The organism is Halomonas sp. JB37, from assembly GCF_002332255.1.
Taxonomy (GTDB): domain Bacteria; phylum Pseudomonadota; class Gammaproteobacteria; order Pseudomonadales; family Halomonadaceae; genus Vreelandella; species Vreelandella casei.
In genome coordinates this window covers 536666-557985 of sequence record NZ_NRGW01000001.1, presented here as the reverse complement: position 1 = coordinate 557985, position 21320 = coordinate 536666, and the positions used below count along the sequence as shown (strand labels likewise).

Below are 21320 nucleotides of genomic sequence, written 5' to 3'. Positions count from 1 at the left end.
CGTGGCTATCGTATTGGCCCTCGTCGCCTGGCAGGGCTGGCAGCGCCTTGAGAACCAGCAGCAGCGTATTGATGAACTGACCCAGCAAACCGAAAGTAATGCATCGCAACAGTCGGTGAGCGATCTGGCGTCGCGCCTAGACGGCGGCGAAGCAGAGCGCGATGAGGCCCTGCAAGGTACGCTCAGCGAGCTGCGCGACGAATTTGGCAGCTACCGTAGCGAAGTCGATGAGACCTTGGGCCAGGTGCTGGATCAACTTTCCCAGGAGCAGGACACCGACGAGCGCGATTGGCTGCATGCCGAAGCCGCGTATCTGCTGCGCCTAGCGAATCAACGTCTGCAGTTAGAGGGCGATGTTAACGGCGCTGCGGCGCTGCTGCGCACCGCTGACGCGCGCCTTGTCGATGCGGAAAATCCCGCGTTGACGCCGGTACGCCGCGAGATTGCCAATGAGCTAGCCGCCCTTGATGGCGTACCCCAGGTTGACCGCACCGGCCTCTACTTAGCGCTGAATGCTCAGCAGGAGCAGGTTGCCAACCTGCGGCTTTCGCAAGAGATTGAAGAACGCGCAGTCACTTCCGGCATCGAACAGCCACCGACCGGTACGTTCCAGCGCCAGTTAGCACGCTTCGGTCAAGAGCTGAAAGACTTGGTGGTGATTCGCCATCACGATGAAGCGCTGGAAGCACTTGTGACGCCCGAGCAAGAGTCGTACCTGCGCCAGAGCCTGCGCTTAATCTTGGAGCAATCCCAGCTAGCGCTGCTAAAAGAAGAGCAGGACCTGTATCAGGCCAGCCTTGATAAAGCACTGGGGCTTCTGAACGACTATTACGATACCGACCGCGAAGAAACGCAAAATGTTATCGCGCGCCTTCAAGAGCTTCAGCAGACCGAGATAAAGCCGGAGCTGCCGGATATCAGCGCTTCTCAGCAGGAACTCACGCGTTTTATTGAGAACCGCCATGAAACGCGTGGCCAAAGCGGAGGTGATGCATGAGAAAGCTTGTTCTGCTGATTGTCGCTGGCCTTGCCGTCGGTGCCCTATTTGGGCAGATGATGATGGCGGTGCCCGGCTACTGGCTCATCCGCGTTGGCGATTCCTCCATACAAACCTCGTTTTGGTTTGGCCTGGTATTGCTGTTTGCCGCGTTTATTGTCCTTCATTTCGTCCTGCGCTTGCTAAGCGGCATCATTCGCCCGATGGGCCGTTTTCGCAGTTGGAACAGTCGTGCACGCAATCGCCGCGCTATGCAGCGCACTGTGCGTGGCCTCGTCGCGCTAACCGAAGGTCGTTGGAAAAAAGCCGAGAAAACCTTGGCTAACGCTGCCGATGATTCCAGTACGCCGCTGGTTAATTACCTATCAGCGGCGCTGGCCGCCCACTACCAAGGCAACCACGCTAAGTCTCAAGAGCACCTCAACCAGGCACAGCTTTCAACGCAAGGCGCGGATACGGCCGTTGGCCTAATGCAGGCGCAAATGATGATTGAGCGCCAGCAGCCCGAAGAAGCCCTGGCGATTTTGAATCGACTGGACAAAAAGCTTTCTAACCACCCGCAGGTGCTCAAGCTGCTGAAACAGGTGCATGTGAGCGTCAACGACTGGGAAGGCCTGCGGCGTTTGATTCCACGGCTGGCGGCGCAAAAGCTGATTTCTCAATCAGAGCGCGAGCAGCTAGAGTTTAAAGCTTACCGTGAGCTGATTATCTTTGAAGCCAAAAACCCAACCAACGTTGAGCGTGTGCGTGGGCTGTGGGCGGATATGCCTGACTATATGCGCGGCAATACGGAGCTTATCGCTATTTATTGCGAAGCACTGATTCAAGCCAATGAAGAGTTTATTGCCGAGCGCCTGCTTAATCATTCGCTGGACCATCACTGGGATGCACGCTTAGTAAAACGCTACGGCCTGCTGAAGGTTGACCCAGCACGACAGTTGGCAAAAGCAGAGAAATGGCTGCAAGAGCGACCTAATGATCCGGAGCTACTATTGACCTGTGGCCGGCTGTCTCTGCGCACCGGCAAATGGGAAAAAGCGCTGGAATACTTCGAAGCCAGCCAGCGCCAGCGCCCCAACGGTGAGGTATGCGCCGAGCTTGCCCGTCTTTACGCCAGTATGGGTGAACACAACAAGAGCCAGCTGTACTATCGTCACAGCGTTGAAATGCTGGCTAAATCGCTGCCCTCGCTGCCCCAGCCAAGCGATGCCAGTGATAGCCAAACCCCTGACACGAAAGTAGCTAAAAAACGCGCTTAAAGTAAGCTGCATAAAAACGGGTGCCCTTTTGGGCACCCGTTTTTATAACGAACCATTAAGATTGTAATGGCGTCGACGCTGTATTAAGAGACTGCTGTTCTGCCTCTGTGGGTACAGGCAACTCGGAGGTGCAGTGGCCGCAGCGAGTGGCTTTGATAGGCACGGTCATGAGGCAGTGCGGGCAGGGCTTCTCAACCGGGCTTTTGGGTGATTCCACCTCTTCACGCTTTAAGCGGTTAATCGTTCTTACCAGCATAAAAACAACGAAAGCCACAATCGTGAAGCTGACCACCGCATTGATAAATAGCCCAACGTTTAGGGTGACTGCTCCGGCCACCTGAGCGGCCGCCAAGGTGGGATAAGGGCCTGCAACGGCGCCCTGACTGAGCACGACAAAGAGGTTGGAGAAATCGACTCCCCCCACCAGTAGGCCGATAATAGGATTCATTACATCCTTGACGAGGCTTTGTACGATCAGCGTAAAAGCGCCGCCGATAATGATCCCCACCGCCATATCCACAACGTTACCTTTAACCGCAAACTCGCGGAACTCCTTGAAAAGCTTGGCCATTGATATCTCCTTTCATTGCTTAGCTTATTAGATTATAGCGTTTTTAGATGTAAAACCTTTTGGCTCAATGCCTTATCGAAACGACGCTTAACGTTGAAACGAACGTTTCATTCATCACTGATGCTCGCCTTACATCCACATTAATTGCCTCAGAGGCGACTTCCAGCATTCTATTTGCGACATCGATTGAATTGCTTTTAAGATTGCTTTGTCAGTATAAGTGTCATCCGTGCCAATATGCATTGTAGGCAGTAAGTATCTAGCGCAGGGACCCAGAAAAAAACGCCGGCGATATAAAACGATAATAAAAATAAAATCAATGACGTTTAGGTGATAGAGGTATAGACCATGACTATTAATCAAGTAAAAAACCCAACGACTGTAGGTCACTCGAACGTTCCGCAAACCCTCGGTTTTCTGCTGTTGGACAACTTCACGCTTATCTCTCTAGCGTCAGCGATTGAGCCCTTGCGCATGGCAAACCAGTTGGCTGGACGCGAGCTTTACCGCTGGTACACCCTTACTCAGGATGGCTCCCCGGTTCGCGCAAGTGACGGCCTGCATGTAACGCCAGATGCCTCAATGCACGCACCGCTGTCGCTGGATTGGGTGGTGGTTTGTGGCGGCGTTGCCCCTCAGCATAGTGTCAGCCGTGATCATCTACATTGGCTGCAGGCACAGTCGCGCCAGCTACGTCGCTTAGGCGCTATCTGTACGGGTAGCTGGGCGTTAGGCCAGGCAGGTCTGCTTGATCATTACGAAACCAGCATTCACTGGGAGTGCCTGGCCTCTATTCAGGAGGCATTTCCAAAGATTGTGCTGACGACACGGCTGTTCTCTATTGATCGCGACCGTTTTACCGCCTCTGGAGGCACGGCGCCGCTGGATATGATGCTCAACCTGATCGCTCACGATCATGGCAAAGAGATTTCTGCAGGCATCTCCGAGATGTTCATCTACGAGCGCATGCGTAACGAGCAGGATCAGCAGCGCGTGCCGTTAAAGCATGTGCTGGGCACGACACAGCCCAAGCTGCTGGACATCGTTGCGCTGATGGAGTCCAACCTGGAAGAGCCGCTTGAGCTCGACGAACTGGCCAGCTACGTTGGCGTCTCGCGGCGCCAGTCGGAGCGGCTTTTCCAGCGCTATCTGCACTGCTCGCCCTCCCGGTATTATCTCAAGCTGCGACTGGTGCGGGCACGTCAGTTACTCAAACAGACGCCTCTCTCAATCATCGAGATTGCCTCTGTGTGCGGCTTTGTTTCAACCCCGCATTTTTCCAAGTGCTATCGCGAGTGCTTCGGCGTTCCGCCGCGCGACGAACGCCTGGGCATTCATTCCTGCCCAAAACATCAGGAAAAATCGCCGCCACTGCTCAAGCGTTGGGGCGTAGAACCGGCGAGCAGCGAACCGGCATCAAGTGCTCTTCTGGCGCTTGCCTATGCTCAAGGTGAGCCGACCTTTGCCAGCGTACCGCTCGTCACCTGACGGGGTCTGTCATCATTGCTATCAGAGCTGCCCAAAAGGCAGCTCTTTTTCGTTAGACCCTCGGTCATATTGCGCCCCCTTTCGCGCCCTTGCCTCTTTTGTATCGCTTAACCCGCCTACTTGCCATATTTGCCACGCGTGCATTTCGCCTAATGACGCTTTTGGAATTTCCGTCGTCGTTTCCAAGAGCTGATCAGCAGCAGGGCAACGCTATGCTTCCTATATAAACAATTCTGGAGCTACGCTATGAACCCTGCTGAGTTGCACCAAGATGCCATCGTCATTGACGGCCTGATTATCGCCAAATGGAACCGCGAATTACTTGAAGACATGCGTCGTGGCGGCCTGACTGCAGCCAACTGCACTGTCTCGGTCTGGGAAGGCTTCAAGGCAACGGTCGACAATATCGTGGCGTCCAAAAAGCTAATGGCAGAGTGCAGCGACCTGGTACGCCCGGTTCGCACCACCGCCGACATTATGCGCGCCAAGAAAGAAGGCAAGACCGGTATCATCTTCGGCTTTCAGAATGCCCACGCCTTTGAAGATCAAATCGGCTACGTCGAGATCTTCAAGGAGCTCGGCGTGGGCATCGTGCAGATGTGCTACAACACCCAGAATCTGGTCGGCACCGGCTGCTACGAGCGTGACGGCGGCCTGTCTGGCTTTGGACGCGAGATCGTCGCGGAAATGAACCGCGTCGGCATGCTGTGCGATCTTTCCCACGTGGGCGCCAAGACCTCTGAAGAAGTCATCCTCGAATCCAAAAAGCCGGTGTGCTACTCGCACTGCCTGCCCTCCGGGCTCAAAGAGCACCCCCGCAACAAGTCCGATGCAGAGCTTAAGTTCATCGCCGACCACGGCGGCTTTGTCGGCGTGACCATGTTCACCCCGTTTCTCAAGAAAGGCGTTGATTCAACCATCGACGACTACTGTGAAGCGATCGAGTACATCATGAATATCGTGGGTGAAGACGCCATCGGCATCGGCACCGACTTCACTCAGGGCCATGACCAGAACTTCTTCGAGTGGCTGACCCATGACAAGGGCTACGCCCGTCGCCTGACCAGTTTCGGCACGATCATCAACCCCGAAGGCATCCGCACCATCGGTGAATTTCCCAATCTGACAGAAGCGCTTCTAAAGCGAGGGATGAGCGAGTCCCAGGTCAGAAAAATCATGGGCGAGAACTGGGTGAGAACCCTAAAAGACGTGTGGGGCGAATAGGCGTTTATTACGCCTGCTCTGCCGTTCACCCCCAAGACCCTGGAAGGCATTGAACAACCAAGCGCTTTTGAATAAGTATAAGTTTAAGGAATACGACCGTGACCAAGACTGCTCCCGAACTCCCCATTGAAGTCGACAGTGAAACCGGTATCTGGACGAGCGACGCCTTGCCGATGCTGTATGTCCCGCGTCACTTCTTCATCAACAACCATGTGGCCGTTGAAGAGGCGCTGGGTGCCGAAAAATATGCCGAGATTCTTTACCAGGCGGGCTACAAAAGTGCCTGGCACTGGTGTGAGAAAGAGGCCGAACTTCACGGGCTAGAAGACGTGGACGTGTTCGAGCACTACATGAAACGCCTCTCCCAGCGCGGCTGGGGCATCTTCATTACCGAAGAGATCGACCTTGATGCAGGTACCGCGCGCGTACGCCTTGAGCACAGCGCATTCGTCTACCAGATGGGCAAGGTGAATCGTAAAATCGAATACATGTTTACCGGCTGGTTTGCCGGTGCCATGGATCAGATTCTGAGTGCTCGCGACAGTACGCTGCGCACTGTTGCCGAACAGACCCAGAGTGGCGCCGAAGAAGGCCACGATAACGGTCTGTTTGTTGTCACTCCCGTGAACTGAGGATCAATGCCATGGCATTCGAGGCACTGTTCAAGCCGATCCAGATCGGCAGTCAGACCATTCGTAACCGTGTGGTCAGTACGGCCCACGCCGAGGTCTACGCCACCGATGGCGGCATGACCACGGACCGTTACGTAAAATACTACGAAGAGAAGGCCAAGGGCGGCTGTGGGCTGTGCATCTGTGGCGGCTCGTCGATTGTTTCCATCGACAGCCCCCAGGGCTGGTGGAGTTCGGTCAACCTCTCGACCGACCGCATCATCCCTCACTTCCAGAATCTAGCCGACGCTGTGCACAAGCATGGCGGCAAAATCATGATTCAGATTACCCATATGGGGCGTCGCTCGCGCTGGGATGGACACGACTGGTCGACGCTGGTGTCACCATCAGGTATCCGTGAACCGGTTCACCGTTCGACCTGCAAAACCATCGAAGAGGAAGATATCTGGCGCATCATCGGTGACTTTGCCCAGGCCGCGCGCCGGGCGAAGGAAGGCGGCCTGGATGGGGTCGAACTCTCTGCGGTGCACCAACACTTGATCGACCAGTTCTGGAGCCCGCGTGTTAACAAGCGTACCGACGACTGGGGTGGCAGCTTCGAGAACCGTATGCGCTTCGGTATGGAAGTGCTAAAGGCGGTGCGCGCCGAGGTAGGTGACGAGTTCGTGGTGGGCATGCGTATCACCGGTGACGAATTCCACCCGGATGGCCTTGATCACGAAGAAATGAAGCGGATCGCTGCCTATTATGATGCCACCGGCAAAGTCGACTTTTTCGGCGTGATCGGCTCGGGCTGCGATACCCACAACACCTTAGCCAACGTTATTCCCAACATGTCCTACCCACCGGAGCCGTTTTTGCACCTGGCGTCGGGCATAAAGGAAGTGGTCAACGTTCCGGTCATTCATGCCCAGAATATCAAGGACCCCAATCAGGCCCAGCGCATTCTTGAAGGTGGTTATGTGGACCTGGTGGGCATGACGCGTGCCCACATTGCCGACCCGCACCTTATCGCCAAGATCAAGATGGGTCAGATCGACCAGATCAAGCAGTGCGTGGGCGCCAACTACTGCATTGACCGCCAGTACCAAGGGCTCGACGTGCTGTGTATTCAGAACGCCGCGACCTCGCGTGAATACATGGGACTGCCGCATATTATTGAGAAAAGCGACGGCCCCAAACGCAAGGTGGTCATCGTGGGCGGCGGCCCTGCCGGCATGGAAGCGGCACGTATCTGCGCCGAGCGCGGCCACGACGTCACAATGTTCGAAGCACAGGAGCAGATCGGCGGCCAGATTACGCTGGCGTCAAAAGCGCCGCAGCGCGATCAGATTGCCGGTATCACGCGCTGGTACCAGCTGGAACTGACGCGCCTGGAGATTGACCTACGCCTGGGTACTCGCGCCGACGAGGACACTCTTGCAGATCTGCGTCCGGACGTAGTGATCCTGGCAACCGGCGGTCAGCCGTTTCTTTCGCAAGTGCCGGAGTGGGGCTACGACAGCGACAGCGATAAAAGCCTGGTAGTCAGCACCTGGGACATTCTCAACGGCAACGTGGCGCCCGGCAAGAATGTGCTGGTCTACGACACCATCTGCGAGTTTTCCGGCGTATCGGTGGCGGATTTCCTGGCCGACAAAGGATCAAAGGTCGAGATCGTCACCGACGATATCAAGCCGGGAGCCGCGGTAGGCGGCACCACCTTCCCAACCTATTACCGCAGCCTCTACGAGAAAGAGGTGATCATGACCTCGGACCTCGCGCTGCATAAGGTGTACCGCGAAGGTGACTCGCTGGTGGCGGTGCTTGAGAACGAGTACACCGGCGCCCAGGAAGAGCGTGTGGTCGATCAGGTCGTGGTGGAAAACGGCGTGCGCCCCGATGAAACGCTCTACTACAGCCTCAAGGAGCAGTCGCGTAACAAGGGCCAGATGGATCTCGAAGCGCTCTACGCGATCAAGCCCCAGCCCTGCCTGTCTGAAAGCGGCGATGGCTTCTTGTTGTTCCGTCTGGGTGACTGCACCGCGCCACGCAACACGCATGCGGCCATCTACGATGCGCTGCGACTGTGCAAAGACTTCTGAAACAATAACGCTGTAAGCTGAACTCATGGGTCGTAAGGCCCATGATTCAGACCTTACGGTGTCTCTGAGAGGAGAGACGCCATGCTTGATGCCCTTTTGCCGATTCTGCTTTTTTCTGCGCTACTGCTGGCTGCCATCGGTGCGGTTCGCCGCGTTCGCCTATGGCGCCAGGGGCGGCCCTCTCGCGTGCCCGTTTTCAAGGGGCTGATGCAGGTGCCCAGACGCTACCTGGTCGACCTACACCACGTCGTTGAGCGGGACAAGTACATTTCCCACACCCACGTGGCCACCGCCGGTGGCTTCGTGCTGGCTGCGCTGTTGGCGATTATCGTCCACGGCTTTGGCCTAGACAGCGCCATCCTTGCCTGGGTGCTCCTGGCCGCGACGACCAGCATGCTTGTGGGTAGCATTCTGGTCGCCAAGCGACGCAGTCCGCCGCCATCGCGGCTTTCTAAAGGGCCCTGGATGCGCCTGCCGAAAAGCCTGATGGCGTTCTCGGTGGGTATGTTCGTGGTCACCCTGCCCACCGCCGGCATTCTGCCGGAAGGCGTTTTCCAAAGCGGTGTGGGTTGGTTCACCGCGCTCGCACTGGCCGCGGTCATCATGTGGGGGCTGGGTGAAATGTTCTTCGGCATGACCTGGGGCGGGCCGATGAAGCATGCCTTTGCCGGCGCTCTTCACTTGGCCTTCCACCGTCGTCCCGAGCGCTTTTCAAAGCGCAACGGCGGTGAGCATCGCTCCACCGGACTCAAGCCGCTAGCACTGAATGACGACCATGCAAAACTGGGCGTTGAGATACCGGCTGACTTCACCTGGAACCAACTGCTGGGCTTTGATGCCTGTGTACAGTGCGGGCGCTGTGAAGCGGTCTGTCCCGCCTTTGCCGCCGGGCAGCCGCTCAATCCCAAGAAGCTGATTCAAGACATGGTCGTCGGCATGGCCGGCGGCAGCGATGCGAACTACGCAGGCTCCCCCTACCCCGGCAAGCCGGTGGGCGAGCACGACGGCAGCCCTCATGGCCCCATCGTCGGCCGTGACGGTGGCGCGCTGGTGGATGCCGAAACGCTATGGTCATGCACTACCTGCCGGGCCTGCGTTGAAGAGTGCCCGATGATGATCGAGCACGTGGACGCCATCGTGGACATGCGCCGCTTTCTGACCCTGGAGCACGGCAATACGCCTAACAAGGGCGCCGAAGTACTGGATAACCTGATAGCCACCGACAACCCTGGCGGGTTCGACCCCGACTCTCGCTTGCACTGGGCCGCGGATTTGAATCTGCCGCTGATGGCCGACAAGCGCGAAGCCGATGTGCTGCTGTGGCTGGGCGACGGCGTGTTTGATATGCGCAACCAGCGTACGCTGCGCGCGTTTATCAGCGTACTGCGTGCTGCGGGAGTCGACTTTGCCGTGCTGGGTAATGAAGAGCGCGACAGCGGCGATGTGGCCCGCCGCCTGGGCGATGAGGCCACGTTCCAGACCCTGGCGCGGCGCAATATCAACACTCTAAGCCAATACCGCTTCGCGCGCATCGTGACCTGCGACCCGCACAGTTTCCATGTGCTTAAAAACGAGTACGCCGATCTCGGCACCGCTGACATGCCGGCCCGGTACGACGTCTTCCACCACAGTACTTATCTCAACCAGCTGTTGGAAGACGACAAGCTCATGCTCAAGGCCTGGAAAGGTGGCAGCGTCACTTATCACGACCCCTGCTATCTAGGCCGCTATAACGGTGAATACGAAGCACCGCGCTCCGTGCTCAAGGCGTTGGGTATCGAGATTAAGGAAATGGCCCGCTCCGGCTATCGCTCCCGCTGTTGCGGTGGCGGTGGCGGCGCGCCGATTACCGACATCCCCGGCAAGCAGCGTATTCCTGATATGCGCATGGAAGACGTTCGCGAAACGGGTGCCGATCTGGTCGCAGTAGGTTGCCCGCAGTGTACTGCCATGCTGGAAGGCGTGGTTGAGCCCCGCGCCGACATCAAGGATATCGCTGAACTGGTCGCCGATGCGCTGATCATCAAAACGCCTGACGAAAAGGCGGCCCAAAGCAAGCCCGCATCAGCAGCACCGCGCACTGTCGAGGAGGTAACGCCATGAGCGAGCTTGTTCGTCGCGACCCTCGTAAGGAGTGGATCGCCCGTAACCGTCTGCACCCACAGCACCTTGAGGTGCTGGCTGAACTCGGCGGAGGCGCCGTAGCCAGTGAATGGATGGGGCCTAACGGCGTCATACGCCGCAACCCGCACGCAGCCGGCTTTATCGGGCCCAACGGCATCCGACGGGTCGACCGCAGCGGCGTTCAACAGGCGGCCCAGTCGCCGGGACGCAGTGTTGAGTCCAAGGATGCACGCCGCCCGGTGGCTATCGATACTCCAGCATTTATGGTGGCGGTAGTGCCCGATATGACCGGTGGGCGTCTTTCGTCTCACGATCGCGACTTGCTGGGCCTGGCCCGGCAGTTGGCCGATGCCGATGTGACCCAGCCCGGCGCCGTGCTGGCTATCGTCTTTGGCGAACATAAAGAAATCGCCTTTGGCGAGGCAGGCATTGATCGGTTGCTGCACCTGGAGGGCGCACGCTTCTGGGGCTACTTGCCGGAGCTTAGCGTCGCCACCTTGCAGGGGGTGGACCGTGAAACGGCGCCCCGCTACTGGCTGCTGCCTGACTCATCCATTGGCGGAGAGCTGGGGCGGCGGCTGGCCGCGAGGCTTGGCGAGCGCCCAGCCGCTCAGGTCTGGCAGGTTGAGGCCGAGACAAAAAGCGCGACAGGCTGGCGCTGTACCGCACGCGGCGCAGCGGGCAGAAACGATATTACCCGCGCCCTGCCACGTATTGTGATGGCCTTGGCCGAGTGCGCCGACCCGGTCAGCGAAACCCGCCATGCGGCTGAGCCGATCGCTCTTTCGCACGGGCTTCCCGACATGCTCAGGCGGATTGAGGACATGGGCGAAGTGGCGGTTGACCCGGCCAGCGTGTCGCTTGCTGAAGCCGAGTTTATTCTTTCCGCTGGTAACGGCGTCAAAGATTGGGACAGCTATCACCACGCCGCCGAAGTGCTCGGTGCCACTAAGGGCGCCTCACGCGTGGCGGTGGATGATGGCTTTATGCCACGGGATCGCCAAGTGGGCGCGACCGGCACCTGGGTTTCCGCCCGAGTCTATATGGCGGTGGGGATTTCCGGCGCCATCCAGCACCTTCAAGGCATTCAGAGCTGCGATAAGGTCGTGGCCATCAACCTGGATGAAGGGTGCGATATGGTCAAACGTGCTGATCTGAGCGTAATCGGCGATGCCAGTCAGGTCCTCGCGGCCCTTGTCGCGCGCATGGAGCAGTACCGCGCCGAACAGCAGGAGAATCGCGATGCCGCATGATGCCAGTAACACCAGTGTTAGCCACTCGAATGCCAGCAGCCTGAACGTGACCGTACTGGTCTCGGTAGGCCGCCACCCGCTGACTGCACGAACGCGGCGCGCTGACCAGGACGCCCGAGCGGTGGAAATGGCCCTGATGCTGACAGGCGCCTCGGTCAGCCTGCTACATGCAGGCCAACAGGACAGCGACCATGAAGAGGCCATCCGCGGCTATCTCGGCATGGGCATCGACTCGGTCGGCCTGATCGAACAGAGTCCCCAGGCCGATGTGGTACCCGCCCTGGCGAAAGCGCTGCGCGAAAGCACCCCGCAGTTGGTGCTGACCGGCACCCGCGCCGAAACCGGTGAGGCCTCGGGCGTGACGCCGTACCTGTTGGCCGAGGCGCTTGGCTGGCCGATCATTACCGGCCTGGCCGCGGTCGAGAAAATCGAGCAGGGAACGGCGGTAGTGCTTCAGGCCCTACCCCGCGGCAAGCGGCGGCGCCTGCGTATTCGCTTACCGGCGATTGCCACCGTCGACAGCAGCGCGCCTCCGGCACGCCAGAGCGCGTTTGGCCCAGCCAAACGCGGCGAGCTAGCGCATCAGCAAGCGCCCAGCGAGATCGACGAAGACCTGGCCACGTGGCACATTCAGCCAGCGCGCAAGCGCCCTAAACGGCTCAAGATCGTCAAGTCGTCATCGGCGCGTGACCGCTTCAAGGCAGCAGCTGCCAAAGCCGGTGGTGGCGGCGGGCAAACGCTCAACGACGTCACCCCGGAACAGGGAGCCGAGGCGATCTTCAAGCTGCTCAAGGAAGAAGGGGTGCTGCGTTAGGCATTCTCTTCTACGTCACCTTTCACAACCGTTCAACCCGCCTAACAAGGCGGGCTGAACAGTTTGGAACTGGCCAGATTCTGCACGATGCTCGGCGTGGTCAGGAGTAACCCGTAGCGGGGGTCTTTAGCCATGGCCGAAAAATGCCCCTGCATCTTCGGCATTCCCTCTCGGGTTCAAGCCCTCCTCCTTCGGTTTTTGGTTATTTACCCACAAACCCCGGATACAGCCGCAAACGCTGCCTTTCACGATGCAGGCCGATCCCCGCGTGCACCACCAAAACGGTGATAACCACCGCCCCGCCCGCCAGCGTCGAGGCCGTAGGCTCCTCGCCCAGCCACCACCACACCCACAACGTGCCCAGCGCTGTTTCCACCAAATAGAAAAGTGCCACTTCCGTCGATGGCAGATAGCGGGTAGCGCTGTTGATTAGCACCGTGGCCAGCGGCATCTGAATAAGCCCCATCACCGCGAGCACGCCGTAGCGCGGGACATCCAGCGAAAACGGCGCAGCCAAGGGCAATGCAATAGCCGCCGAAAGCAAGCCCCCGCCGGCAATCACCACGATACGGTCAATATTTGGATAACAACGCAGCACCGTCAGATTGCCCCCGATTGCCAGCGCCGCCGCCAGGGCATACAAGTTGCCCACCAGCATCCCCGTGGCGCCCTCGCCCATAAAGACCAGGCTCATGCCTAGCATGCTGATGACAATCGCCACCAGCGTTCGCAAGGCAACACGCTCGTTGAGAAAAACCCGCGAAAACAGCGCGGCGAACAGAGGCGCGGTACTAAGAATCACCACCACGTTAGCTACGTTGGCGTTCATCACCGCCAGCACGAAAAGCGCCGAAATCAGCCCAAGCAGTATTGCCGAGACCAGTGAGGCGAACGGATTGACGCGCAGCCTGACCAGCCGATTGCCTACAAGGGACAACAACCCCAGCACGCTGAACATCAAAAAACCGCGCCAGAACACGATGGTCCAGCCATCAGTATCAGCAAGGCGAATCAGCAGGCCATCAAAGCTGAGGAATATCACCCCCAGTACCACCATAAGCAAGCCGCGTTGATAAGCACTTAGCTGCATGGGTCTGACTCCTGATCGGCAAAAAAGATAACCGCCCACCGAAGGGGCGAGCGGTTAAGCGTAACAGTGGATCACTGGCTTAGGGGAGACCAGGAGATGCGCGAGTACTCCAGTTTCGCTTTGCTGCCGCCCAGGCGTATCCGCCCAAGTGGCAAACAGATCAACACGAGACAGAACACCACAAACATATTGCCCGCAATCATGAACAACCAGTCGAAATGCTCGATCGACCAGCTTTTGGCAACGCCCAACGGGGTATTAGCGGCCAGTTACGGGTACACTGACAGGCCAAACGACCAACACGTGAGAGGGTGCCGTCATGATGATTGTGGAACTGATTGATGGTGACGATTTTCGAGCGCGCCTAACCGCGCTGGGTATCGATATTCCTGATGGTGCCGACCCCGATACATGTGCGCGTATCGCGGCACAGGCGCATCAGCAAAAAGCGGTTCCAGGACTCCCTGCACTGGTCCACGAACTCATGGCACAGCAAGCCATCATGCTACCGTCGGTACGCCAAGCAATTGAGCGTTTCCTGCCCTTTGAGTGATGGCTAATCAGTAATGGATAAATAGCGCCTGACAGCGGGCCCGCCAGCACGGGCCCGTTTGTTATAAAAGCGTTCTAGCCCTGGGCCAACTGTAGCGCTAAGCTATCGCTGCCCAAGTTGGTGAGCATGCACTCGGCGTACCAGTCGATAAAGTCGATAACCCCAAACTCATAGGTTTGTGAATAAGGCCCCGGCTGGTAGGCCTTTGAATTGATGCCGCGCTGGTTCTCTTCCACCAGTTGGCGATCCTGATCGTTGGTGGCATCCCATACGTGGCGCATGTTTTCAGGATCGTAATCCACGCCTTCCACCGCATCCTTATGCACCAGCCATTTGGTGGTGACCATGGTTTGCTGTGGGCCGAGCGGCAACACCCGAAACACCACGGCATGATCACCCATGAAATGGTTCCAGGAGTTGGGCAGGTGCAGAATGCGCAGCGATCCCATATCCGGGCTGGTCAGCCGGCCCATGAGCTTCTGGCAGCCCGGCTTGCCGTCCATGGTCATGGAGACCACGCCATCGAGTAGCGGCGTTCTCGTCACGCGATTGCGCTTGCCAAAGCGTTTTAGCTGCCAGGGTATCTGCTCGCCGTTCCAGTCGGCCTGCTTGCGGGTTACCAGATCCTTGTACTTATCTGTCGCACGCGGGTCTTCGGTATCGTCAAACTCGATCAGCGAGTTAAGCAGCTCTGGGTGCGCGCCGTTACAGTGGTAGCACTCACGGTTGTTTTCGATGACCAGCTTCCAGTTAGCCTGCTCGATAATGCTCGACTCAGCGGCGACCTTGACGTTATCCATCTGGTACGGCTCAAGGTAATGCTCAAGGGTGACCAGAAAATCATCGATGGCCGGCGGGTTATCACTCAGGTTGATAAACACAAAGCCGCCGGCGGTACACACGCTGACGGGCTTCAAACCAAACTGATTAAGATCGAAGTCAGTGCCCATATCGCTTCCGGCAAACAGCAACCGGCCATCGAGCTCATAGGTCCACTGGTGGTAGGGGCACACCAGCTTGGCGACTTTACCCTTGTCCTTGGTGCACAGCCGTGAACCGCGGTGGCGACATACGTTATGAAACGCATGAATCTGACCTTCGCCGCCGCGCACGATAACAATCGGGTTGTCACCGATCTCTAACGTCATGAAATTGCCCTTGGCCGGGATCTCACAGGTCATGCCCGCAAATAGCCATTCCTTTTCAAATACTTCCTGCATATCGAGCGCAAACAGGCGGGCATCGTTGTAGAACGGTTGGGGTAGAGAAAAGGCGCTCGCCCGGGACTGCAGCATATCAACCGTCGCTTCACGCATGAATGCCAGTGGGTCGTTGTGTGTGTAATCCATTGTCTTGTTCATACCAGATATCCTTTTTAACACCGCCTCCCTTACTCAGGACGGCGACAGGGTCGTTAACCAAACGTGATTGTCTTGTTGTTAAGTTGCGTAACCTGGCGATTGTGTGAAGCGCGCAGCGCTTGTTACTTATTGATGGATTGTGGTGCAGGGCTTTTGCCGTCAATTATCTGCCCACGACACTATGTGGCGTGGCGACGACGTAAGCGGAGATTTTTGATCAGCAGAAGGTGTTGCAAGGTAAGCGTGTGTCGCTAACAGGCAAGCTGGCCGCAAAGCGCGTACCCAGAATGCAGGGTAATGGTGCTGGGCCGTGCAAACAGGACGGGCCGGTGAAGGCAACCCGATAGCACAGCCATATTGAGACGACGATGACAATGAACTTCTTCAATCCCGTCACGACCCAGACCTGGACCAACGGTCGCCACCATGTGCGGTGCGTCAAGATCATTCAGGAAACCTTTGACGTTCGCACGTTCTGCTTTATGGCTGAACAGCCGGTAATGTTCTTCTTCAAGCCGGGCCAGTTTGTGACGCTGGAGCTTGAAATAGACACTCAGCCGATCATGCGCTCCTATACGATCTCAAGCTCTCCCTCTGTGCCTTATAGTTTTTCAATCACGGTCAAGCAGGTGCCAGGCGGCCATGTCTCCAACTGGCTGCACGCCAACCTCAAGGTAGGCGACGAGCTGGTAGTCCATGGCCCGGTGGGTAACTTTAACTCAATCGACTTTCCTGCCGAAAAGGTGCTGTTCCTCTCCGGCGGAGTGGGCATTACCCCACTGATGTCGATGACCCGCTGGTTCTTCGATACCAATGCCAACGTAGACGTCGAGTTTATTCACAGTGCACGGGCGCCACGTGACGTCATCTATCACCGCGAGCTAGTGCATATGTTCTCGCGTATTCCCGAGTTCAAGCTGCATATCGTGTGCGAAAAGAAAGACGATATTGGCGAGGCGTGGGCCGGCTACCGGGGCTTTCTGACCCAGCCCATGCTTGAGCTGATGGCACCGGATTTTCTGGAAAGAGAAATATTCTGCTGTGGCCCGACGCCCTATATGAACGCCATCAAGGCGATTTTACGCGCTAACAACTACGACATGGATCACTACCATGAAGAGTCGTTTGGCGCCACGCCGATGGACGTTCAGGAAGATGTCCTGGAGCTTGCCGAACAGGCCGAAGTGGCAGCCGAGCAGGCCGAGCCCGAGGACCTGATCAATATCGAATTCGCCCAATCGAACAAAAGCGTGCGTATTCAGCCAGGCGAGACGGTGCACGCGGCGGCGGCCAAGCTGGGCCTGCATATTCCCAAGGCCTGCGGTATGGGCATCTGCGGCACTTGCCGGGTGGAACTGAAATCCGGTGAAGTGGAAATGGAACACAACGGCGGCATTACCGACGAGGATATTGAAGAGGGCTACATCCTGTCCTGCTGCAGCAAACCGAAAGGCGATCTGGTGGTCGATTTCTAACGCGGCAAGCCGATGCTCTTCAAGCAGGTCTGCCAAAAGCGGATACCGACGTGCTTCGGTATCCGTTTTTTATGCCGCTAACTCACCATAAGCAGACACAAAAAAATGCTCATGGCCTTTGGCCATGAGCATTTAAAGCGTTGATTAACCGTTCTTTCGACGCTTAATTAGGCAACGCCCAGCATTCCATGGGGGTCGAGTACAAACTTGCTCGCCACGCCCGCATCGAACTGCTCGTAGCCGGTCGGTGCATCTTCAAGCGAAATAACCTGCGCATTAACGATCTCGGCAATGTTCAAGCGCCCGTGCAGGATGGCTTGCATCAGTTGGCGGTTGTACTGTACCACCGGCGTCTGGCCTGTATGGAAAGAGAGCCCCTTGGCCCAGCCCTGGCCAAAGCGCAGGCTCAGATTACCAGTTTGCGCGGCTTTCTCGGTTGCGCCCGGATCTTCGGTCACGTAAAGCCCCGGAATGCCGATGGAGCCACCCTCACGGGTAACTTCCATCATCTGGTTAAGCACCACCGCCGGCTGCTCCTTACCGCCGTGTCCGATCGCCTCAAAACCGACTGCATCAATGGCGCTGTCAACGCTGGGCTCGCCGACCACCGCGGCAATCATTTCGCCCAGACGGTCATGCTTGCTCAGATCAATCGGCACAAAACCCATCTTGCGAGCGTGCTCCAGGCGCTGCTGATTGAAGTCACCAATCATTACCACGGCCGCCCCTAACAGGCGCGCCGAGGCTGCTGCGGCTAGCCCCACCGGGCCTGCGCCGGCAACGTAAACCGTAGAACCCGCACCCACGCCGGCTTTCAAAGCGCCGTGGAAACCGGTCGGGAGAATATCGCTCAGCATGGTCAAATCGCGGATCTGAGTCATGGCCTGGTCGCGATCCGGGAACTTGAGCAGATTGAAGTCGGCGTAAGGCACCATCACGTAGTGCGCCTGCCCGCCTACCCAGCCGCCCATGTCGACATAGCCGTAGGCACCGCCCGCACGATCATCGTTAACATGCAGGCAAAGGCCGGTATGACCTTCCTTGCAGGTACGGCAGCGGCCACAGGCCACGTTGAAAGGCACTGACACAATATCGCCAATGCTGAGGAATTCAACGCCCTTGCCCTTCTCGATCACCTCACCGGTGATCTCATGGCCCAGCACCATACCCGCAGGCGCCGTGGTCCGCCCGCGCACCATGTGCTGGTCGGAGCCACAAATATTCGTTGAAACCACTTTCAAAATGACGCCGTGATCAATGGGCTTGCCATTGGGCGTTTCCATTTTCGGGTAGGCGATATCCTGAACTTCGACCTTACCGTCGCCGATATAAACAACACCACGATTGTTGGACATGCGGAATCCTCTCTTCTGGGCACTGGCGCAGTCTCAAGAACACTCTCAATAACTGCGCTGGCATCATTATTCTTGAATCGAGCTGGCGTATTTGAAGCACCTGCGAAAAGTGCTTCCGAACAAGCAGGCCAACTAAAAACATCAACCTGTTGCCGCAGCATGACGCACCCGGCCCCCCCACAATTACTCATAAGCGACGTCGAACAATAAATGGGCGACGCCTCATAAAGCCCCATAAAAAATTCAGGCCAATGTCGCAAATACGCCGAGCGGTGACGTCGGCAAGCATCTTGGGGGAAAGGCCCAACGATACTATCGCTGCAGGATAGCGTTGATCGGTGATGTGATTACCGACGCTAAAAGACTTCCGTATCGAAAAAAGCGACTAGCATGGAGACGCAGATGGCTCACAACAATTTTTCTCCCGACGCCCGCTTGGCTAACTACGACACAGCACTTGCTTCGGCAATTGCTGAAGAGACAGTGCGTCAAGAAGCCCATATCGAACTGATTGCTTCTGAGAATTACACCAGCAAACTGGTCATGGAAGCCCAGGGCACTCAGCTGACCAACAAATATGCGGAAGGCTATCCGGGCAAGCGCTATTACGGCGGCTGTGAATTCGTCGACAAGGTTGAAGCGCTGGCGATCGAGCGGGCATGTAGTCTCTTTGGCGCCAATTATGCCAACGTACAGCCCCACTCCGGCGCTCAAGCCAATGCGGCTGTGTTCATGGCGCTGGTAAGCCCCGGCGACACCATCCTGGGCATGAGTCTGGCCCACGGCGGCCACCTGACTCATGGCGCGGCGCCGAACTTCTCGGGCAAGCACTACAACGCTATCCAGTACGGCTTGGTTGAAGGCACCGGTGAGATCGACTACGAAGAAGTCGATCGTCTGGCGCGCGAGCATCAGCCGAAAATGATCATTGCTGGCTTTTCGGCCTATTCACGGGTCGTTGACTGGCGTCGTTTTCGCACCATCGCCGATGAAGTTGGTGCCTATCTGATGGTTGATATGGCCCACGTAGCCGGGCTGGTGGCCGCCGGGCTCTACCCAAGTCCGCTGCCCCACGCTCATGTCGTAACTACCACGACTCACAAGACACTGCGCGGCCCGCGCGGCGGCTTGATTCTGTCGGCCGATGGCGACGAGACGCTGTACAAAAAGCTCAACGGCGCGGTATTCCCCGGCCAGCAGGGCGGCCCGCTGATGCATGTGATCGCCGCCAAGGCCGTCGCGTTCAAGGAGGCCATGAATCAGGGTTTCGTCAACTATCAGCGCCAGGTCATCGAAAACGCCCGCACCATGGCCCGCGTCTTCGTTGAGCGCGGCTTTGACGTCGTTTCCGGCGGTACCGACGATCACCTGTTCCTGGTCTCGCTGATCAAGCAAGGCATTACCGGTAAAGATGCCGATGCGGCACTTGGGCGTGCACATATCACGGTCAACAAGAATACCGTGCCCAACGACCCGCAAAGCCCCTTCGTTACGTCGGGTCTGCGCATCGGCACGCCGGCGGTGACCACTCGCGGGATGGTAGAGGCGGACTGCGAACAGTTAGCTGGCTGGATCTGCGACATTCTGAATGTACTTACCGACCAGCAGGACACCACGGCGGTAGAAAACCAGGTGCGCGAAAATGTCTCCGATCTGTGCGCCCACTACCCGGTGTATGGCCAAGCCCAAACCACGAGTGAGCAAGTGGCCGATAGTGCAACCTCAGTCGCCTGACGATAGCCGCAGCGGGCTCCACGGAGCCGATCAAGGAGAAACTTTATGCAACGTTATTCCGGCTTCGGACTGGTCAAACATGCGCTCGGGCACCACGAAAACTGGGAGCGCCAATGGCGCAACCCCGAACCTAAAAAGCGCTACGACGTCATTATCGTCGGCGGTGGCGGCCACGGGCTAGCCACCGCCTACTACCTGGCAAAAGAGTTCGGCATCAAAAATGTCGCCGTGGTCGAAAAAGGCTGGCTGGGAGGGGGTAATACCGCACGTAATACGACCATCGTACGTTCCAACTACCTGTGGGATGAAGCGGGACGGCTCTATAACCACTCGCTGGATCTATGGAAAGGCCTTTCCCAGGATCTGAACTACAACGTGATGTTTTCCCAGCGCGGCGTGCTCAACCTGGGCCACACCTTGCAGGATATGCGCGACATTCAACGCCGCGTTCACGCCAACCGCCTGAACGGCATCGACAGTGAAGTGGTCACCCCCCAGCAGATCAAGGAGATCGAGCCTGAGCTGGATATCTCCACCCGCGCCCGCTACCCGATCATGGGGGCTTCCTGGCAGAAGAGCGCGGGCGTTGCACGCCACGACGCGGTCGCCTGGGGATATGCTCGCGCCGCCGACGCGCTGGGTGTCGACCTTTTGCAGAATACCGAAGTCACCGGCTTCAAGATTCGTGACGGCAAGGTGCTCGGCGTCCATACCAATCGCGGCGATATCGAAGCCAACACCGTGGGCTGTGTTGCGGCGGGTAATTCCGGCGTGCTGGCCAACATGGCGGGCATCAAACTGCCGCTAGAGTCGCATCCGCTACAGGCGCTGGTCTCCGAGCCGCTCAAGCCAATTCTCAACACCGTCACCATGTCCAACCACGTTCACGGCTATATCAGTCAGTCCGACAAAGGCGATCTGGTCATCGGTGCCGGTATCGACGGCTACATAGGCTACGGCCAGCGCGGCAGCTACCCGACCATTGAGCACACTCTTCAGGCCATCGTTGAGATGTTCCCGATGTTCTCCCGGGTGCGCATGAACCGCCAGTGGGGCGGCATTGTAGATACCTGCCCTGATGCCTGCCCGATTCTGTCCAAGACAAAGGTCAAGGGTCTGTATTTCAACTGTGGCTGGGGCACCGGTGGCTTCAAGGCGACCCCCGGCTCCGGACATATTTTCGCCGCGAGTCTGGCCAAAGGTGAAATGCATCCCATCGCTGCGCCTTTTTCCATCGATCGTTTCCATACCGGTGCGCTGATCGATGAACACGGCGCTGCTGGCGTGGCGCACTAAGGAGAGCCCA

The 21320-nt window shown here is 57.7% G+C and carries 17 protein-coding genes and 1 pseudogene; 13 read left to right on the top strand and 5 right to left on the bottom strand.

Annotation, left to right across the window (positions count from 1 at the left end; all coding sequences use genetic code 11):
* Nucleotide 1: 1 nt before the first annotated feature.
* Together CIK78_RS02730 and CIK78_RS02725 are read left to right on the top strand one after the other, a co-directional pair.
* A complete protein-coding gene (locus CIK78_RS02730) occupies nt 2–997 on the top strand; it encodes a uroporphyrinogen-III C-methyltransferase (protein WP_255249082.1) in 996 nt (331 codons plus the stop codon).
* Nucleotides 994–2256 carry a heme biosynthesis HemY N-terminal domain-containing protein gene (locus tag CIK78_RS02725; RefSeq protein ID WP_096276999.1) on the top strand — a complete coding sequence of 421 codons (1263 nt, stop codon included), beginning with the start codon at nt 994–996 and terminating at the stop codon, nt 2254–2256. Before CIK78_RS02730 ends, CIK78_RS02725 begins: the two co-directional genes overlap by 4 nt.
* A 55-nt stretch (nt 2257–2311) precedes the next feature.
* Here the strand turns inward: CIK78_RS02725 and mscL are convergent, their stop codons facing one another.
* Nucleotides 2312–2827 (bottom strand): large-conductance mechanosensitive channel protein MscL, encoded by a 516-nt coding sequence (gene mscL, locus CIK78_RS02720; RefSeq protein WP_096276996.1) that lies wholly within the window; start codon nt 2825–2827, stop codon nt 2312–2314.
* A gap of 348 nt (nt 2828–3175) precedes the next feature.
* On the opposite strand from mscL, the gene CIK78_RS02715 reads away from it, so the two are divergent.
* From CIK78_RS02715 to CIK78_RS02685, 7 genes are all read left to right on the top strand, one after another.
* Nucleotides 3176–4315: a GlxA family transcriptional regulator gene (locus CIK78_RS02715; RefSeq protein WP_096276994.1), complete on the top strand. Its 1140-nt coding sequence runs from the start codon at nt 3176–3178 to the stop codon at nt 4313–4315.
* Nucleotides 4316–4561: 246 nt separating this feature from the next.
* The gene (locus CIK78_RS02710; RefSeq protein WP_096276992.1) at nt 4562–5539 is read left to right on the top strand and encodes a dipeptidase; all 978 of its coding nucleotides are present in this window, start codon (nt 4562–4564) and stop codon (nt 5537–5539) included.
* Between the two features lie 98 nt (nt 5540–5637).
* A complete protein-coding gene (locus CIK78_RS02705; RefSeq protein ID WP_096276990.1) occupies nt 5638–6171 on the top strand; it encodes a 4-vinyl reductase in 534 nt (177 codons plus the stop codon).
* A gap of 11 nt (nt 6172–6182) precedes the next feature.
* Nucleotides 6183–8255, top strand: a complete 2073-nt coding sequence (gene dgcA, locus CIK78_RS02700) for a dimethylglycine demethylation protein DgcA (RefSeq protein WP_096276988.1) — start codon at nt 6183–6185, stop codon at nt 8253–8255.
* Nucleotides 8256–8336: 81 nt separating this feature from the next.
* Nucleotides 8337–10358: a (Fe-S)-binding protein gene (locus tag CIK78_RS02695; protein ID WP_096276986.1), complete on the top strand. Its 2022-nt coding sequence runs from the start codon at nt 8337–8339 to the stop codon at nt 10356–10358.
* On the top strand, nt 10355–11632 hold the full coding sequence (locus CIK78_RS02690; protein WP_096276984.1) for an electron transfer flavoprotein subunit alpha/FixB family protein: 1278 nt from the start codon (nt 10355–10357) through the stop codon (nt 11630–11632). Before CIK78_RS02695 ends, CIK78_RS02690 begins: the two co-directional genes overlap by 4 nt.
* On the top strand, nt 11622–12446 hold the full coding sequence (locus tag CIK78_RS02685; protein ID WP_096276982.1) for an electron transfer flavoprotein subunit beta: 825 nt from the start codon (nt 11622–11624) through the stop codon (nt 12444–12446). Before CIK78_RS02690 ends, CIK78_RS02685 begins: the two co-directional genes overlap by 11 nt.
* Nucleotides 12447–12648: 202 nt before the next feature.
* Here CIK78_RS02685 and CIK78_RS02680 read toward each other — a convergent pair whose 3' ends face one another.
* Together CIK78_RS02680 and CIK78_RS02675 are read right to left on the bottom strand one after the other, a co-directional pair.
* Nucleotides 12649–13536, bottom strand: coding sequence for a DMT family transporter (locus tag CIK78_RS02680; protein ID WP_096276980.1), 888 nt, complete (start codon nt 13534–13536; stop codon nt 12649–12651).
* Nucleotides 13537–13625: 89 nt separating this feature from the next.
* A pseudogene (locus CIK78_RS02675) lies at nt 13626–13802 on the bottom strand (BCCT family transporter); the annotation flags it as partial.
* Nucleotides 13803–13855: 53 nt separating this feature from the next.
* On the opposite strand from CIK78_RS02675, the gene CIK78_RS02670 reads away from it, so the two are divergent.
* Nucleotides 13856–14089 (top strand): hypothetical protein, encoded by a 234-nt coding sequence (locus CIK78_RS02670; protein ID WP_096276978.1) that lies wholly within the window; start codon nt 13856–13858, stop codon nt 14087–14089.
* 74 nt (nt 14090–14163) lie between these two features.
* Here the strand turns inward: CIK78_RS02670 and CIK78_RS02665 are convergent, their stop codons facing one another.
* Nucleotides 14164–15450 carry an aromatic ring-hydroxylating dioxygenase subunit alpha gene (locus tag CIK78_RS02665; RefSeq protein ID WP_096276976.1) on the bottom strand — a complete coding sequence of 429 codons (1287 nt, stop codon included), beginning with the start codon at nt 15448–15450 and terminating at the stop codon, nt 14164–14166.
* 368 nt (nt 15451–15818) lie between these two features.
* Here CIK78_RS02665 and CIK78_RS02660 point away from each other — a divergent pair, with 368 nt between their 5' ends.
* Entirely contained in the window at nt 15819–16925 is a 1107-nt protein-coding gene (locus CIK78_RS02660; protein WP_096276974.1) for a hybrid-cluster NAD(P)-dependent oxidoreductase, read from the top strand.
* Nucleotides 16926–17092: 167 nt separating this feature from the next.
* Here the strand turns inward: CIK78_RS02660 and fdhA are convergent, their stop codons facing one another.
* Nucleotides 17093–18280: a formaldehyde dehydrogenase, glutathione-independent gene (fdhA, locus tag CIK78_RS02655; RefSeq protein ID WP_096276971.1), complete on the bottom strand. Its 1188-nt coding sequence runs from the start codon at nt 18278–18280 to the stop codon at nt 17093–17095.
* A gap of 402 nt (nt 18281–18682) precedes the next feature.
* On the opposite strand from fdhA, the gene glyA reads away from it, so the two are divergent.
* Together glyA and CIK78_RS02645 are read left to right on the top strand one after the other, a co-directional pair.
* Nucleotides 18683–20014 carry a serine hydroxymethyltransferase gene (gene glyA / locus CIK78_RS02650; RefSeq protein WP_096276969.1) on the top strand — a complete coding sequence of 444 codons (1332 nt, stop codon included), beginning with the start codon at nt 18683–18685 and terminating at the stop codon, nt 20012–20014.
* Nucleotides 20015–20059: 45 nt separating this feature from the next.
* On the top strand, nt 20060–21310 hold the full coding sequence (locus tag CIK78_RS02645) for a sarcosine oxidase subunit beta family protein (RefSeq protein ID WP_096276966.1): 1251 nt from the start codon (nt 20060–20062) through the stop codon (nt 21308–21310).
* Nucleotides 21311–21320 lie beyond the last annotated feature (10 nt).

What these genes read in the sequence shown, in the direction of transcription:
- CIK78_RS02665 (WP_096276976.1), bottom strand. Translation starts at nt 15,450, where the DNA reads ATGAACAAGACAATGGATTACACACACAACGACCCACTGGCATTCATG.
- dgcA (WP_096276988.1), top strand. Translation starts at nt 6,183, where the DNA reads ATGGCATTCGAGGCACTGTTCAAGCCGATCCAGATCGGCAGTCAGACC.
- CIK78_RS02725 (WP_096276999.1), top strand. Translation starts at nt 994, where the DNA reads ATGAGAAAGCTTGTTCTGCTGATTGTCGCTGGCCTTGCCGTCGGTGCC.
- CIK78_RS02695 (WP_096276986.1), top strand. Translation starts at nt 8,337, where the DNA reads ATGCTTGATGCCCTTTTGCCGATTCTGCTTTTTTCTGCGCTACTGCTG.
- CIK78_RS02680 (WP_096276980.1), bottom strand. Translation starts at nt 13,536, where the DNA reads ATGCAGCTAAGTGCTTATCAACGCGGCTTGCTTATGGTGGTACTGGGG.
- fdhA (WP_096276971.1), bottom strand. Translation starts at nt 18,280, where the DNA reads ATGTCCAACAATCGTGGTGTTGTTTATATCGGCGACGGTAAGGTCGAA.
- mscL (WP_096276996.1), bottom strand. Translation starts at nt 2,827, where the DNA reads ATGGCCAAGCTTTTCAAGGAGTTCCGCGAGTTTGCGGTTAAAGGTAAC.
- CIK78_RS02670 (WP_096276978.1), top strand. Translation starts at nt 13,856, where the DNA reads ATGATGATTGTGGAACTGATTGATGGTGACGATTTTCGAGCGCGCCTA.
- CIK78_RS02710 (WP_096276992.1), top strand. Translation starts at nt 4,562, where the DNA reads ATGAACCCTGCTGAGTTGCACCAAGATGCCATCGTCATTGACGGCCTG.
- CIK78_RS02660 (WP_096276974.1), top strand. Translation starts at nt 15,819, where the DNA reads ATGACAATGAACTTCTTCAATCCCGTCACGACCCAGACCTGGACCAAC.
- glyA (WP_096276969.1), top strand. Translation starts at nt 18,683, where the DNA reads ATGGCTCACAACAATTTTTCTCCCGACGCCCGCTTGGCTAACTACGAC.
- CIK78_RS02645 (WP_096276966.1), top strand. Translation starts at nt 20,060, where the DNA reads ATGCAACGTTATTCCGGCTTCGGACTGGTCAAACATGCGCTCGGGCAC.
- CIK78_RS02715 (WP_096276994.1), top strand. Translation starts at nt 3,176, where the DNA reads ATGACTATTAATCAAGTAAAAAACCCAACGACTGTAGGTCACTCGAAC.
- CIK78_RS02685 (WP_096276982.1), top strand. Translation starts at nt 11,622, where the DNA reads ATGCCGCATGATGCCAGTAACACCAGTGTTAGCCACTCGAATGCCAGC.
- CIK78_RS02690 (WP_096276984.1), top strand. Translation starts at nt 10,355, where the DNA reads ATGAGCGAGCTTGTTCGTCGCGACCCTCGTAAGGAGTGGATCGCCCGT.